This window comes from Pseudocitrobacter sp. CD920760 (assembly GCF_057782505.1).
Genome location: NZ_CM173490.1, coordinates 2,945,967 through 2,960,293, shown reverse-complemented (window position 1 = coordinate 2,960,293; position 14,327 = coordinate 2,945,967). Strand labels below are relative to the sequence as shown.

General features: G+C 53.4%; 15 protein-coding genes. 10 read left to right on the top strand and 5 right to left on the bottom strand.

Features of this window, described 5'->3' with window-relative positions; all coding sequences use genetic code 11:
* The first annotated feature begins 181 nt into the window (after nt 1–181).
* Both ydiJ and menI read left to right on the top strand, forming a co-directional pair.
* Entirely contained in the window at nt 182–3,238 is a 3,057-nt protein-coding gene (ydiJ, locus tag AC1MKH_RS13875; RefSeq protein WP_276220014.1) for a D-2-hydroxyglutarate dehydrogenase YdiJ, read from the top strand.
* Complete coding sequence (menI, locus tag AC1MKH_RS13870; RefSeq protein WP_276220015.1) at nt 3,235–3,645, top strand: 1,4-dihydroxy-2-naphthoyl-CoA hydrolase; 411 nt, start codon at nt 3,235–3,237, stop codon at nt 3,643–3,645. The genes ydiJ and menI overlap by 4 nt, the downstream gene beginning before the upstream one ends.
* A gap of 37 nt (nt 3,646–3,682) precedes the next feature.
* Here the strand turns inward: menI and AC1MKH_RS13865 are convergent, their stop codons facing one another.
* Nucleotides 3,683–3,874 (bottom strand): YegP family protein, encoded by a 192-nt coding sequence (locus AC1MKH_RS13865; protein ID WP_276220016.1) that lies wholly within the window; start codon nt 3,872–3,874, stop codon nt 3,683–3,685.
* Between the two features lie 372 nt (nt 3,875–4,246).
* On the opposite strand from AC1MKH_RS13865, the gene sufA reads away from it, so the two are divergent.
* The 7 genes from sufA (at nt 4,247) to ldtE (ending at nt 10,892) form a co-directional block, all read left to right on the top strand.
* Nucleotides 4,247–4,615, top strand: coding sequence for a Fe-S cluster assembly scaffold SufA (sufA, locus tag AC1MKH_RS13860; protein ID WP_015964198.1), 369 nt, complete (start codon nt 4,247–4,249; stop codon nt 4,613–4,615).
* A gap of 11 nt (nt 4,616–4,626) precedes the next feature.
* Complete coding sequence (gene sufB, locus AC1MKH_RS13855) at nt 4,627–6,114, top strand: Fe-S cluster assembly protein SufB (RefSeq protein WP_276220017.1); 1,488 nt, start codon at nt 4,627–4,629, stop codon at nt 6,112–6,114.
* A 16-nt stretch (nt 6,115–6,130) separates the two neighbouring features.
* Nucleotides 6,131–6,877 (top strand): Fe-S cluster assembly ATPase SufC, encoded by a 747-nt coding sequence (sufC, locus tag AC1MKH_RS13850; protein ID WP_276220018.1) that lies wholly within the window; start codon nt 6,131–6,133, stop codon nt 6,875–6,877.
* On the top strand, nt 6,852–8,126 hold the full coding sequence (gene sufD / locus AC1MKH_RS13845; RefSeq protein ID WP_276220019.1) for a Fe-S cluster assembly protein SufD: 1,275 nt from the start codon (nt 6,852–6,854) through the stop codon (nt 8,124–8,126). Before sufC ends, sufD begins: the two co-directional genes overlap by 26 nt.
* Entirely contained in the window at nt 8,123–9,343 is a 1,221-nt protein-coding gene (gene sufS / locus AC1MKH_RS13840) for a cysteine desulfurase SufS (RefSeq protein ID WP_276220020.1), read from the top strand. Before sufD ends, sufS begins: the two co-directional genes overlap by 4 nt.
* Nucleotides 9,344–9,355: 12 nt before the next feature.
* Complete coding sequence (sufE, locus tag AC1MKH_RS13835) at nt 9,356–9,772, top strand: cysteine desulfuration protein SufE (RefSeq protein WP_276220021.1); 417 nt, start codon at nt 9,356–9,358, stop codon at nt 9,770–9,772.
* A 103-nt stretch (nt 9,773–9,875) separates the two neighbouring features.
* The gene (ldtE, locus tag AC1MKH_RS13830; RefSeq protein WP_276220022.1) at nt 9,876–10,892 is read left to right on the top strand and encodes a L,D-transpeptidase LdtE; all 1,017 of its coding nucleotides are present in this window, start codon (nt 9,876–9,878) and stop codon (nt 10,890–10,892) included.
* A gap of 63 nt (nt 10,893–10,955) precedes the next feature.
* Here ldtE and AC1MKH_RS13825 read toward each other — a convergent pair whose 3' ends face one another.
* The 3 genes from AC1MKH_RS13825 to ynhH form a co-directional block, all read right to left on the bottom strand.
* A complete protein-coding gene (locus AC1MKH_RS13825) occupies nt 10,956–11,192 on the bottom strand; it encodes a major outer membrane lipoprotein (RefSeq protein ID WP_007374746.1) in 237 nt (78 codons plus the stop codon).
* 312 nt (nt 11,193–11,504) lie between these two features.
* Entirely contained in the window at nt 11,505–12,917 is a 1,413-nt protein-coding gene (pykF, locus tag AC1MKH_RS13820; RefSeq protein WP_276220023.1) for a pyruvate kinase PykF, read from the bottom strand.
* Between the two features lie 7 nt (nt 12,918–12,924).
* The gene (gene ynhH / locus AC1MKH_RS13815; RefSeq protein WP_436650259.1) at nt 12,925–13,182 is read right to left on the bottom strand and encodes a protein YnhH; all 258 of its coding nucleotides are present in this window, start codon (nt 13,180–13,182) and stop codon (nt 12,925–12,927) included.
* 227 nt (nt 13,183–13,409) lie between these two features.
* Between ynhH and fumD the strand changes: the two genes are divergently transcribed.
* Complete coding sequence (gene fumD / locus AC1MKH_RS13810; RefSeq protein WP_149462668.1) at nt 13,410–13,622, top strand: fumarate hydratase FumD; 213 nt, start codon at nt 13,410–13,412, stop codon at nt 13,620–13,622.
* A gap of 18 nt (nt 13,623–13,640) precedes the next feature.
* On the opposite strand, the gene AC1MKH_RS13805 is transcribed toward fumD, so the two are convergent.
* Nucleotides 13,641–14,279 carry a TetR/AcrR family transcriptional regulator gene (locus AC1MKH_RS13805; RefSeq protein WP_276220024.1) on the bottom strand — a complete coding sequence of 213 codons (639 nt, stop codon included), beginning with the start codon at nt 14,277–14,279 and terminating at the stop codon, nt 13,641–13,643.
* Nucleotides 14,280–14,327 lie beyond the last annotated feature (48 nt).

Sequence of the window (14,327 nt, the reverse complement as noted above, 5' to 3'; positions counted from 1 at the left end):
TATTGATAATAATATCAATCTATTTAAGTGGCCGATTTTGCACTTAAATCTACCGGGCGCATAAGAAAAAAATGTGATACAACGTTGAATGCACTACGCAAACGATTAAACATGCGCTTCCCGCCCATGGCGACGCTGCGCGTGTATAACAACACTAACTATTCAGACAGGGTCAAGCGTCATGATCCCACAGATTTCTCAGGCACCGGGCGTCGTTCAACTGGTGCTGAATTATTTGCAAGCACTGGAGCAACAAGGTTTTACTGGCGATACCGCCACGCGTTATGCCGACCGACTGACCATGGCGACCGATAACAGCGTTTATCAGCTGTTACCGGATGCGGTGGTGTTCCCGCGTTCAACGGCGGATGTGGCCCTGCTGGCCCGGCTGGCGGCGGAAGAGCGCTTTCAGTCGCTCATTTTCACCCCGCGCGGCGGCGGCACCGGCACTAACGGGCAGGCGCTAAACCAGGGCATCATCATTGATATGTCTCGCTATATGAATCGCATCATTGAAATCAATCCCGAAGAGGGTTGGGTGCGGGTCGAAGCCGGGGTTATCAAAGATCAACTGAATCAATATCTCAAACCGTACGGCTATTTCTTCGCGCCGGAGCTCTCCACAAGCAACCGCGCGACGCTGGGCGGCATGATCAATACCGATGCCTCCGGGCAGGGCTCGCTGGTGTACGGCAAAACCTCCGATCACGTCTTAGGCGTGCGCGCCGTGCTACTGGGCGGCGATATTCTGGATACCCAACCCGTACCAGTGGCGCTGGCGGAAACGCTGGCGAAAGAGCAGTCTGCTTCCGGACGTATTTACCGCACGGTATTTGAAGGGTGTCGCGCTAATCGTCAGCTCATCATCGATAAGTTCCCGAAACTTAATCGCTTCCTGACCGGTTACGATCTGCGACACGTTTTCAACGACGAGATGAGCGAGTTTGACTTAACCCGCATTCTCACCGGCTCAGAAGGTACACTGGCGTTTATTACCGAAGCGCGGTTGGATATTACTCCGCTGCCGAAAGTGCGTCGTCTGGTGAACATTAAGTACGACTCGTTCAACTCGGCGCTACGCAATGCGCCGTTTATGGTGGAAGCCCGTGCGCTGTCGGTTGAAACGGTTGATTCTAAGGTCCTGAATCTGGCGCGGGAAGACATTGTCTGGCATTCGGTCAGTGAGCTGATCACCGATGTGCCCGATAAAGAGATGCTCGGCCTGAATATTGTCGAATTCGCCGGTGATGATGACGCGCTGATTGAAGAGCAGGTCACATCGTTATGCCAACGTCTGGATACGCTTATCGCGAATCAGGAAGGTGGCGTGATTGGCTGGCAGCGCTGCAATGAGCTTGACGGCATCGAGCGCATCTACGCGATGCGTAAAAAGGCGGTTGGTCTGTTGGGCAATGCGAAAGGCGCAGCGAAACCGATTCCGTTTGCCGAAGATACCTGCGTGCCGCCGGAACATCTCGCGGATTACATCGTTGAATTTCGCGCGTTACTCGACAGCCACGGCCTGAGCTACGGCATGTTTGGCCATGTCGATGCCGGCGTGCTGCACGTGCGCCCGGCGCTGGATATGTGCGACCCGCAACAAGAGATTTTAATGAAGCAAATCTCCGATGATGTGGTGGCACTCACCGCGAAATACGGCGGTCTGCTGTGGGGTGAGCACGGGAAAGGCTTCCGCGCGGAATACAGCCCGGCCTTCTTCGGTGATGCGCTTTACGGCGAGCTGCGGAAGGTTAAAGCAGCGTTCGACCCGCTTAACCGCTTAAATCCTGGAAAAATCTGCCCGCCGGAAGGCGTGGATGCGCCGATGATGAAAGTGGATGCGGTGAAACGCGGCACTTTTGACCGGCAAATCCCGATTGCTGTGCGATCCTCCTGGCGCGGGGCGATGGAGTGTAATGGCAACGGGTTATGTTTTAACTTCGATGCCAAAAGCCCGATGTGCCCGTCAATGAAGATAACCAACGATCGTATTCATTCGCCGAAAGGGCGCGCCACGCTGGTGCGTGAATGGCTGCGTTTGTTGGCCGATCGCGGGGTCGATCCGTTATTGCTGGAGAAAGAACTGCCGGGCAAACGCGCCAGCCTGCGTTCATTGATTGAGCGTACCCGCAACAGCTGGCACGCGCGTAAGGGAGAATACGATTTCTCCCACGAAGTGAAAGAGGCGATGTCGGGCTGTCTGGCCTGTAAAGCCTGTTCCACCCAATGCCCAATCAAAATTGATGTGCCGGATTTCCGCGCGCGTTTCTTACAGCTTTATCACACGCGTTATCTGCGTCCGGTACGCGATCATCTGGTGGCGACGGTTGAAAGTTATGCGCCGCTGATGGCGCGCGCGCCGAAAACCTTTAACTTCTTTATGAATCAACCGCTGGTACGCAAGCTGTCGGAAAAACACATTGGCATGATTGATTTGCCGATGCTTTCCGCGCCATCGTTACAAAAGCAGATGATCTCTCACCGTTCCGCCAATATGACGCTGGAACAGCTGGAAGCGCTAACACCCGAACAAAAAGCGATGACCGTGCTGGTGGTGCAGGATCCTTTCACCAGCTACTACGATGCGCAGGTGGTGGCCGACTTCATTCGTCTGATCGATAAGCTGGGCCTTCAACCTGTGCTGCTGCCGTTCTCACCCAATGGTAAAGCGCAGCATATTAAAGGTTTCGTCACCCGCTTTACCAAAACCGCACGTAAAACGGCGGAGTACCTGAATCGTGTGGCGGAATTGGGCATTCCTATGGTGGGCGTCGATCCGGCGCTGGTGCTGTGTTACCGCGATGAATACAAGCAAGTGTTGGGCGATAAACGCGGCGACTTCAACGTCATGCTGGTCCATGAATGGCTGCCTCAGGCACTGGACGGTATCGATAGCCACGAATCCGGCGGCGAGCCCTGGTATTTGTTTGGGCACTGTACCGAGGTTACCGCACTGCCTTCCGCGCCAAAACAGTGGGCCACCATTTTTGCCCGGTTTGGCGCGAAGCTGGAAAACGTCAACGTCGGCTGCTGCGGGATGGCGGGAACCTATGGCCACGAAAAGAAAAACCACCAAAACTCGCTGGGGATTTATGCGCTATCATGGCAGCAGGCCATGCAACGCCTGCCGCGTAATCGCTGCCTGGCAACCGGATACTCATGTCGTAGTCAGGTGAAGCGCGTGGAAGGTAATGGCGTGCGCCATCCGTTACAGGCACTTCTGGAGATTATTGGATGATTTGGAGACGACAGACGACCCTCGATGCCCTGAATGCGATGAACGAAGGGACGATGATGGCGCTGCTGGATATTCGCTATGTTGCGTTAACCAATGATGCGCTGGAGGCGACGATGCCCGTTGATCATCGCACGCATCAGCCATTCGGTCTGTTACACGGTGGAGCGTCCGTTGTTCTCGCCGAGACACTGGGCTCAATGGCGGGCTATCTCTGTACCGAGGGCGATCAAAAAGTTGTCGGGCTGGAAATCAATGCCAACCATATCCGCTCGGTGCGTAGCGGCCGGGTTCGCGGCGTCTGTAAAGCGATCCACACCGGGCGTCGCAGCCAGGTGTGGCAAATCGAAATCTTCGATGAGGAAGGGCGCTTGTGTTGCACATCGCGCCTGACCACCGCCGTGGTGTAAAACAGATGCAAAAGGCCCAAATTCCTGGGCCTTTTGTTTATTTCGCCGTATCGTCTTTAATCGTTTCGCTCGCGCCGTTCTTCTGAACGGAGGCAATACCTTTCTTCGCCGCGTCCTTGCTCGAGTACATCTCACTGGTGGCGATGGTTTCGTGATTATCGGCCTTCAGTAAAAAATACCACGGCTGCGCAACGGCTTTTTCTGACTTCTTAAGCACATAATAACCCATGATTTCTCCCGATAGTTTTGAAGGGGTCATCAATGATTTAGGTCAGATTTGGCGATCCGGCAAGTTAGCGTACCGAGGATGTGAGCTGAAAGGCGCAGAGAGGCCGAAAAGCTATCAAATAAATAGGCATTAGCGATGCATGTTTTATTCATCAACCACTTCCAGTAATTACCTCTTCTTAATCTATTATTTTTCAAAGTGTTGTAAAAAATCATCTATCCCGGTTGCCCGCAGAATCAGGGTCTATGCTTATAAAAAGCCGCTGTAAAACAGGTCCGAAGGTAATACCCCTGTTGCAGATGGGTTGAAGTGATAATCATTATCACTAACATAGTGTTATGCCTTCGATGGCTTAACCGATGAGGTAGACCAATGGAAGTAGATTCTGGAACGTTTGATCCGAATGATTTTGCCTGGCGTGGCCTGACGTTAACGCCCGCGGCAGCAACACAAATTCGCAATCTGGTCAGCAAACAACCAGGTATGCAGGGCGTGCGCCTCGGCGTGAAGCAGACCGGCTGTGCCGGGTTTGGCTATGTGCTGGATACGGTAACCGAGCCCCATGCCGATGATCTGTTATTTGAGTCTGACGGCGCAAAACTGTGGGTGCCTCTTTCGGCGATGCCGTTTATCGACGGCACCGAAGTGGATTACGTGCGCGAAGGATTAAATCAGATATTTAAATTTCATAACCCGAAAGCGCAGAACGAATGCGGCTGCGGCGAAAGTTTTGGGGTATAGGCGGTACGATTATGACGCGCAATACTGAAGCAACTGACGATGTCAAAACCTGGACCGGCGGCCCGCTGAATTACAAAGAGGGCTTCTTCACCCAGTTAAAGACCGATGAACTGGCAAAAGGGATCAACGAAGAGGTGGTCCGTGCCATTTCGGCAAAACGCAACGAGCCCGAATGGATGCTCGAGTTTCGCCTGAATGCCTTCCACGCCTGGGAGCAGATGAAAGAGCCGCACTGGTTGAAAGCGAACTATGCTTCGCTCAATTACCAGGATTACAGCTACTACTCTGCGCCGTCCTGCGGTAACTGCGATGAAACCTGTGCCTCTGAGCCTGGCGCGGTGCAACAGACAGGCGCCAATACCTTCCTCACCGATGAAGTCGAAGCGGCGTTTAATCAGCTCGGCGTACCGGTGCGCGAAGGCAAAGAAGTGGCCGTCGATGCGATATTCGATTCGGTTTCTGTGGCCACCACCTATCGGGAAAAACTCTCTGAGCAGGGCATTATTTTCTGTTCGTTCGGCGAAGCAATCCACGATCATCCGGAACTGGTGAAACAGTATCTGGGCACGGTGGTGCCGTCGAACGATAACTTTTTTGCCGCGCTGAACGCGGCAGTGGCGTCAGATGGAACCTTCATCTACATCCCGAAAGGTGTGCGCTGCCCGATGGAGCTGTCGACCTATTTTCGAATTAACGCCGAAAAAACCGGTCAGTTTGAACGCACGATCCTGATTGCCGATGAAGGCAGCTATGTGAGCTACATCGAAGGGTGTTCCGCCCCGGTGCGTGAAAGTTATCAGCTGCACGCGGCGGTGGTGGAAGTCATCATCCACAAAGATGCGGAAGTGAAATACTCCACGGTACAAAACTGGTTCCCCGGCGATAACAACACCGGCGGGATCCTGAACTTTGTCACCAAGCGCGCCCTGTGCGAAGGCGAAAACAGCAAAATGTCGTGGACCCAGTCGGAAACGGGTTCCGCCATCACCTGGAAATACCCGAGCTGCATACTGCGCGGTGATAACTCGATTGGCGAGTTCTTCTCGGTGGCGCTGACCAGCGGGCATCAGCAGGCCGATACCGGCACCAAAATGATCCACATCGGCAAAAACACCAAATCGACGATCATCTCGAAAGGGATCTCCGCCGGACACAGCCAGAACAGTTATCGCGGGCTGGTGAAAATCATGCCGACCGCGACCAATGCGCGTAATTTCACCCAGTGTGACTCGATGCTGATTGGCCCGGACTGCGGCGCGCACACCTTCCCGTATGTCGAATGCCGCAACAACAGCGCACAGCTGGAACATGAAGCCACCACCTCGCGTATCGGCGAAGACCAGCTGTTCTACTGTCTGCAACGTGGGATCAGCGAAGACGATGCGATCTCAATGATCGTCAATGGCTTCTGTAAGGACGTCTTCTCCGAGCTGCCGCTGGAGTTTGCCGTGGAAGCGCAAAAACTGCTGGCGATAAGCCTCGAACACAGCGTCGGATAAGGATTAAGGGATCTCTATGTTAAGTATTAAAGATTTACAGGTTGCCGTTGAAGAGAAAGAAATCCTGCGCGGCTTGAGCCTTGATGTAAAACCAGGGGAAGTGCACGCCATCATGGGGCCGAACGGCTCCGGGAAAAGTACGCTTTCCGCCACGCTCGCCGGACGCGAAGACTATGAAGTCACCGGCGGCGCGGTCACCTTCAAGGGCAAAGACCTGCTGGAGCTCTCTCCTGAAGATCGGGCGGGGGAAGGTATCTTTATGGCCTTCCAGTATCCGGTGGAAATTCCGGGCGTCAGCAACCAATTTTTCCTGCAAACGGCGCTGAATGCGGTACGTAAATACCGAGGTCTGGATGCGCTGGACCGTTTTGATTTTCAGGATCTGATGGAAGAGAAAATCAATCTGCTGAAAATGCCGCAGGATTTGCTCACTCGCTCGGTAAACGTCGGCTTCTCGGGCGGTGAGAAAAAGCGCAATGACATTTTGCAGATGGCGGTGCTTGAGCCAGAGCTGTGCATTCTGGATGAAACGGATTCCGGGCTGGATATCGACGCGCTGAAGATTGTGGCAGACGGGGTGAACTCCCTGCGTGACGGTAAACGGTCGTTCATTATCGTCACCCATTACCAGCGCATTCTCGACTACATCAAGCCGGATGTGGTGCATGTGCTTTATCAGGGGCGGATTGTGAAATCTGGCGACTTCACCCTGGTGAAACAACTGGAGGAGCAGGGCTATGGCTGGCTTACCGAACAGCAGTAACGCGCTGCAACAGTGGCATCATCTGTTTGAAGCGCAGGGCGCTCAACGCTCACCGCAGGCGCGTGAACATCTGCAACAGGTGCTGCGACTGGGGCTGCCGACGCGTAAAGATGAAGACTGGAAATACACCGCGCTGGATAACTTGCTCAACAGCCAGTTTGTCGCGCCACGGTTGACCACGCTTGAAGATATTGCGCCCGATTCGCTGGCCTTAACGGTGGATGCGTGGCGTCTGGTGTTTGTTGATGGTCAGTTTGCGCCGGGGCTGAGCGATGGGCTGGAAGAGAGCGGGTTTGAGGTTGCCGTTAATAACGTGCGTGAAGGTTTACCCGGAGCGGTTAACGCTGAAATTTTTCTGCATCTCACCGAAAGCCTGGCGGCGACGGTGACGCATATTCGTGTCGCGCGTAATCAACGTCCGGCGAAACCGCTGCTGCTGATGCATATCACGCGGGGGCTGATGGGGGAGGAGATGAACACTGCCCATTATCGCCACCACATTGCGCTGGAAACCGGGGCGGAGGCCACGGTGATAGAACATTACGTCAGCCTGAACGATCAACGCCACTTTACCGGGGCGCGATTCACCATGGACGTGGCGGACAACGCGCATCTGCATCATCTGAAGCTGGGTTTTGAAAATCCGCAGAGCTTCCACTTTGCCCATAACGACATACAACTGGGGCAGGATGCCAGCGCCCACAGCAGCAGTTTTCTGCTCGGCGCGGCGGTAACACGACACCACACCAGCAGCCAGTTAAACGGTGAAAACACCACCTTACGCATGAACAGCCTAGCGATGCCGGTAAACACGGAAGTGTGCGATACCCGTACCTGGCTTGAGCACAACAAAGGCTATTGCAACAGCCGTCAACTGCACAAAACTATCGTCAGCGATAAAGGCCGTGCGGTATTTAATGGCCTGATTAACGTGGCGAAACACGCCATCAAAACCGACGGGCAGATGACCAATAACAATCTGCTGCTGGGGCGACTGGCCGAGGCGGATACCAAACCGCAGCTGGAAATATATGCCGATGACGTCAAATGTAGCCACGGTGCCACGGTGGGGCGCATTGATGATGAACAGCTCTTTTATCTGCGTTCGCGCGGGATAAGCGATCGCGACGCGCGCAAAATTATTATCTACGCCTTTGCCGCCGAGTTGACGGAAGCCATCGCCAACGATGCGCTAAAACAGCAAGTCCTGACGCGAATCGGTCAGCGCTTGCCAGGGGGATCGCAATGACATTTTCTGTACAACAGGTGCGCGCCGATTTCCCGGTGTTAAGCCGGGAAGTGAACGGTCAACCGCTGGCGTATCTCGACTCCGCCGCCAGCGCGCAAAAACCGGAGCAGGTGATCCGCGCAGAGGCAGAATTCTATCGTCACGGCTACGCGGCGGTGCATCGCGGCATTCATACGCTGAGCGCTGAAGCGACGCAGCGGATGGAAGAGGTGCGCCAGAAAGCGGCAAACTTCCTTAACGCGCGTTCCGCTGAAGAGCTGGTTTTCGTGCGCGGTACTACCGAAGGGATAAACCTGGTAGCCAACAGTTGGGGCAGTGACAATGTGCGTGCAGGCGACAACATTGTGATTACCGCGATGGAGCACCACGCCAATATCGTACCGTGGCAAATGCTTTGCGCCCGTACAGGTGCGGAACTGCGCGTGATACCACTCAATGTCGATGGCACATTGCGAATGGATGTTGCGCCGACGCTGTTTGATGAGCGTACCCGGCTGCTGGCAGTGACCCAGGTGTCGAACGTACTCGGAACAGAAAACCCGGTGGCGGCGCTTATCGCGCTGGCGCATCAATATGGCGCGAAAGCACTGATCGATGGCGCACAGGCGGTGATGCATCACCCGGTGGATGTGCAGGCGCTGGACTGCGATTTCTACGCCTTTTCGGGCCATAAACTCTACGGGCCGACGGGGATCGGCGTGCTGTATGTGAAAGAAGCGATACTGCAGGCGATGCCGCCGTGGGAAGGCGGCGGCTCGATGATTGCGACCGTCAGCCTGACGGAAGGCACGACCTGGGCTAAAGCACCGTGGCGCTTCGAAGCTGGCACGCCCAATACGGGCGGCATAATTGGGCTTGGCGCGGCGTTCGATTACCTCAATGCACTGGGCCTTGAAGCGGTTGGCGAGTATGAACAAACACTAATGCATTACGCCCTGGCCGCGCTGGCAGACGTGCCCGATCTCCATCTTTATGGCCCGGCGGACAGACTGGGCGTCATCGCCTTTAACCTCGGCACACACCACGCCTATGACGTCGGCAGTTTCCTGGATAACTACGGGATTGCCGTGCGTACCGGGCATCATTGTGCGATGCCGCTAATGGCGTTCTATCAGGTACCGGCAATGTGCCGGGCGTCGCTGGCGATGTATAACACCTTTGAAGAGGTCGACCGCCTGGTGACGGGGCTGCGACGCATTCATCACTTATTGGGATAACAGGGAGGAACGATGGCTGCTTTACCGGATAAAGAGAAGCTGCTGCGTAATTTTGGCCGGTGCGCAAACTGGGAGGAGAAGTATCTCTACATTATCGAGCTGGGTCAGCGTCTCGCGCCGTTAAGCCCTGAGGCGCATAACCCGGAAAACAGTATTCAGGGCTGCCAGAGTCAGGTGTGGATTGTTGTTTCTCGCAATGCTGAGGGCATGGTCGAGTTACAGGGTGACAGCGATGCGGCAATCGTGAAGGGATTGATTGCCGTGGTGTTTATTCTCTACGACCAAATGACGCCGGACGATATTCTCTCTTTTGACGTTCGCCCGTGGTTCAGCCAGATGGCGCTGACCCAACACCTCACGCCCTCGCGCTCGCAGGGGCTGGAAGCCATGATTCGCGCGATTCGCGCGCAAGTCGCTAACTTCAGCTAATATAATATAGACAGCTTTCATACAGTTACGCGAGGCAGGAACCGCCTCGCTGGCCGTTCTGCTTTCTGGCGGTTTGTCAGTGAATGTGAATAAGGAATCCCATATGAAGCGCGCGTCTCTTATAACTCTTAGCATCTTAGCGGCTCTTAGCGCTGTACATAGCGCCTGGGCTGTTGATTATCCGCTGCCTCCGGCCAACAGTCGTCTGATTGGTCAGAACCAAACCTACACGGTTCAGGAGAGCGATCGTAACTTACAGGCCATTGCGCGACGTTTCGATACGGCGGCGATGCTGCTTATTGAAGCCAATAACACCATGGCGCCAGTACCGAGACCGGGCACGGTCGTGACCATCCCATCGCAGATGCTTCTGCCGGATGCTCCGCGTGAAGGCATCATCGTTAATCTGGCCGAGCTGCGGCTTTACTATTTCCCACCGGGAGAAAATCAGGTACAGGTTTATCCTATTGGTATCGGCTTGCAGGGGCTCGAAACGCCGGAGATGACGACCCGCGTCGGGCAGAAGATCCCTAACCCAACCTGGACGCCTCCGGCAGGCATTCGCGCACGTTCTGCGGCGAAGGGGATTCATCTGCCTGCCGTGGTGCCTGCCGGGCCGAATAACCCGCTGGGGCGCTATGCGCTGCGTCTTGCATATGGCAACGGTGAATACCTGATTCATGGCACCAGCGCGCCGGACAGCGTCGGGCTGCGTGTGAGTTCGGGCTGTATTCGCATGAACGCGCCGGATATTAAAGCGTTGTTCAGCCAGGTTCGTAGCGGCACGCCGGTGCGCGTTATCAACGATCCGGTAAAATATTCGGTTGAGCCGAATGGCATGCGTTACGTTGAAGTGCATCGTCCGCTGTCGCAGAACCCGGAACAGGATACGCAGAATCTGAGCTTCACGCTCTCGTCTGACTTCACGCAGTTTGCACAACATGCTGATGTGCGCAAGGAGCAGCTTCAGAAGGCGTTGACGCGTCGGGCGGGGTATCCGGTCGCTGTGAGCGGAGAAAATGGCGCAGCGCGTGCTACAGCGCCGTCATTATCGATGCAGAGTGGTCAGCGTGGTGATGTGGTGTCGGAAGGCGAGGTTTCAGGGACGGTAACGCAATAGCGATTGTTAAATCACAGGCAAAAAAAATGGCGCACAATGTGCGCCATTTTATTACCAGAACTCTTACTTACGGTAAGAGTGAGCCTGGTTGTCCAGACGCTGGTTAGCGCGAGCTGCGTCATCTTTAGCAGCCTGAACGTCGGAACGGATTGCGTTCACGTCGTTGCTCAGCTGGTCAACTTTAGCGTTCAGAGTCTGAACGTCAGAAGACAGCTGATCGATTTTAGCATTGCTGGAGCAACCTGCCAGCAGAGTAGAACCCAGGATTACCGCGCCCAGTACCAGTTTAGTACGATTCATTATAAATACCCTCTAGATTGAGTTAATCTCCATGTAGCGTTACAAGTATTACACAAACTTTTTTATCTTGAGAATATTTTTTTATCCGAAAACCCTTATTTTTGATCGTTCGCTCAAAGAAGCATCGACTTTCGCTCTAACGAAAGAAAAACTCTATGAAAACAGGGGAGTTCCATCGGATTCGTCTTAGATAATTTTAGTTTAAATAGTAAAATCCGATTTGCTTTTTTATTGAGCATGGTGATTAGACGTAATAAAAAAAGCGCCCCGAAGGGCGCTTTTTATTCGCATCTGAAATAGATCTGTAAATTATTACAGTACGTGTACGGATGCAGTATTGGTGGTTCCGCTTGGTACCAGTGCGCCAGAAACCATCACGACAACGTCGCCTTTCTGCGCCAGGCCGCTTTCCAGAGCGACTTCTTTACCCAGACGATAGAAATCATCAGTGGAGGAGATTTCTTTCACCAGCTGCGGCACAACGCCTTTGCTCAGCACCAGCTGACGCGCGGTGGTTTCGTTGGTGGTCAGCGCCAGGATGGTGGCATCCGGGAAGTATTTACGCACTGCGCGAGCAGATTTACCGCCCTGGGTCGCAACGACGATCAGCGGCGCGTCCAGTTTCTCAGCAGTTTCAACCGCGCCACGGCAAACGGCTTCAGTGATGCGCAGTTTACGGCTGTCGTTGTTGAACTCCAGACGGCTGGTCATCACGCGGTCAGTACGTTCGCAGATGGTCGCCATGATGGTCACAGCTTCCAGCGGGTATTTACCTTTAGCGGATTCGCCAGACAGCATAACGGCATCGGTGCCGTCCAGGATGGCGTTGGCAACGTCACCGGCTTCTGCGCGGGTAGGGCGCGGGTTTTTGATCATGGAATCGAGCATCTGGGTCGCAGTGATAACGACTTTACGTGCACGGATACATTTTTCGATGATCATTTTCTGCGCGAAGATAACTTCTTCAACCGGGATTTCAACACCCATGTCGCCACGCGCAACCATGATGCCGTCGGATGCTTCGAGGATTTCGTCGAAGTTGTTCAGGCCTTCCTGGTTTTCGATTTTGGAGATGATCTGGATCTTCTCGCCGCCGTGTGCTTTCAGGTGCTCACGGATTTCAATCACGTCAGAACGTTTACGGATGAAGGACGCCGCAACAAAGTCAACGCCTTGTTCGCAACCAAAGATCAGATCCTGTTTGTCTTTTTCAGCCAGTGCAGGCAGCGCGATGGAAACGCCCGGCAGGTTAACGCCTTTGTTTTCGCCCAGGTCGCCGTTGTTCAGCACTTTACAGATAACTTTGTTACCTTCGATAGCGGTAACTTCCATGCCGATCAGACCATCGTCAACCAGAACGGTGTTGCCAACGGACAGGTCGGTGGTGAAACCTTCATAGGTTACAGCAACGATTTCGTTGTTACCGACAACAGATTTGTCAGTGGTGAAGGTGAAGGTCTGGCCTGCTTTCAGGGAGACGTCGTTGCCGCCTTCCAGTTTGATGGTGCGGATTTCCGGACCTTTGGTATCCAGCAGGATAGCGGCTTTCTGGCCGGTTTTCTTCATCACGTTGCGCAGGTTCTGGATGCGCTGACCGTGTTCAGCATAGTCACCGTGGGAGAAGTTCAGACGCATAACGTTCATGCCCGCATCGAGCATTTTGCCTAACATCTCTTCGGATTCGGTTTTCGGACCGATGGTGCAAACAATTTTGGTCTTTTTCATGACAGTCTTAGTCTTTAAGTTGAGTAAGTTGAGAAGGATATGGGAATCTCGCTCCATAAGCGCACAGCCACGGAGTCAAACCTGTGTTACGAAACTTGCGACGCCACGCCATCATAAGGATAGGTGACATCAAAAAAGCGTGCAGAGGAAAGTGTGCTAGTGGTTCAGCAAACTGAAGGGTACGATAATTATGTTGGTTATTAATACAGTTCAATGAGCTGAAACCATTCAAGAAAGAATCGGCGCGTATTATACGGTGTAACATCACAAAAAGAAAATAAAAACAGCGTTTCAAAATTCGAAAGATTAACATTAACAAAATAAAAACCTTTCCAGTAAGGTATTATAACAACGTGGTAAGGTTTATTGATGAATTCCTCGCCGCAAAAGGCGGTTTTGCGGTGGAAAGAGGTGTACATTCATCAATTTGATTTATATTAAATTTGAATCAATAATATTTTGATTATTAATGGAAAACAGGGAGCGCGCGCAATGGGAAATCTGAGTAAAGACGAGGTTCTGTACCAGGAGATGTGTCGAGTGGTCGGTAAAGTTGTGCTCGAAATGCGCGATTTGGGCCAGGAACCGAAACATATCGTGATTGCGGGCGTAGTGCGTACGGCGCTGGCCAACAGCAAGATTCAGCGTTCAGAACTGACGCGTGAAGCCATGGAAAAGGTGATAAAAGCACTGGCAGGGCAGTAACCCCGCCGGGCAATGTACTCAGGCAATCACAAAACGTAGCACCGCTTTAACGGCAATATCGCTGTGATGCGCAATTAACGCTTCATCATCAATTTCCGGCAACGGGCCATCCAGATACAGGCTATTAAAACTGTAAAAGTTGGAGACCTGATAAAAGCTGAAGCTGCTGATGAGGCGGTGCACATCGCGCGCTTCCACGCCGGGCTGAAAAATCGTCTGCTGCTGACCGCGCTGAAGAATATTCTCCAGCAGCGAAAGTGCGCTCTTATTCACCCGCTTAAAGTCATCGGACGATAATAGCCATTTCCCGCGCTGCATATTCTCCATACAGATAATCCGCATGTAATCGGCGTGTGTGGCGTGATAACGCACACTCCATTTCACCAGTTGCACCAGCGCCTCGACCGGCGGCACATTTTCGAGCCCCAGCCGCTGTTCCGTTTCGCGTATACGCGCATAAACGTGCTGCAACACAGCCTGATAAAGCTGCTCCTTCGTTTTGAAGTAGTACACCACCATACGCTTGGTGGTTTGTGCTTCTCCGGCAATTTGTTCCATACGCGCCCCGGCGAGCCCATGCTCGGCGAAAACGGCGATCGCGGCGGTAAAAATCCTGTCTTTCAGAGACTGTGCTTCATCGTGAGCAACGGCGGACATAGCAACTCCTGTTTTTTCTCAAGAACAAAAAATACACACAATGATCAC

Excerpts from the sequence above, each read along its gene's own strand:
- ydiJ (WP_276220014.1), top strand. The coding sequence starts at position 182 with ATGATCCCACAGATTTCTCAGGCACCGGGCGTCGTTCAACTGGTGCTG.
- menI (WP_276220015.1), top strand. The coding sequence starts at position 3,235 with ATGATTTGGAGACGACAGACGACCCTCGATGCCCTGAATGCGATGAAC.
- AC1MKH_RS13865 (WP_276220016.1), bottom strand. The coding sequence starts at position 3,874 with ATGGGTTATTATGTGCTTAAGAAGTCAGAAAAAGCCGTTGCGCAGCCG.
- sufA (WP_015964198.1), top strand. The coding sequence starts at position 4,247 with ATGGAAGTAGATTCTGGAACGTTTGATCCGAATGATTTTGCCTGGCGT.
- sufB (WP_276220017.1), top strand. The coding sequence starts at position 4,627 with ATGACGCGCAATACTGAAGCAACTGACGATGTCAAAACCTGGACCGGC.
- sufC (WP_276220018.1), top strand. The coding sequence starts at position 6,131 with ATGTTAAGTATTAAAGATTTACAGGTTGCCGTTGAAGAGAAAGAAATC.
- sufD (WP_276220019.1), top strand. The coding sequence starts at position 6,852 with ATGGCTGGCTTACCGAACAGCAGTAACGCGCTGCAACAGTGGCATCAT.
- sufS (WP_276220020.1), top strand. The coding sequence starts at position 8,123 with ATGACATTTTCTGTACAACAGGTGCGCGCCGATTTCCCGGTGTTAAGC.
- sufE (WP_276220021.1), top strand. The coding sequence starts at position 9,356 with ATGGCTGCTTTACCGGATAAAGAGAAGCTGCTGCGTAATTTTGGCCGG.
- ldtE (WP_276220022.1), top strand. The coding sequence starts at position 9,876 with ATGAAGCGCGCGTCTCTTATAACTCTTAGCATCTTAGCGGCTCTTAGC.
- AC1MKH_RS13825 (WP_007374746.1), bottom strand. The coding sequence starts at position 11,192 with ATGAATCGTACTAAACTGGTACTGGGCGCGGTAATCCTGGGTTCTACT.
- pykF (WP_276220023.1), bottom strand. The coding sequence starts at position 12,917 with ATGAAAAAGACCAAAATTGTTTGCACCATCGGTCCGAAAACCGAATCC.
- ynhH (WP_436650259.1), bottom strand. The coding sequence starts at position 13,182 with ATGTTACACCGTATAATACGCGCCGATTCTTTCTTGAATGGTTTCAGC.
- fumD (WP_149462668.1), top strand. The coding sequence starts at position 13,410 with ATGGGAAATCTGAGTAAAGACGAGGTTCTGTACCAGGAGATGTGTCGA.
- AC1MKH_RS13805 (WP_276220024.1), bottom strand. The coding sequence starts at position 14,279 with ATGTCCGCCGTTGCTCACGATGAAGCACAGTCTCTGAAAGACAGGATT.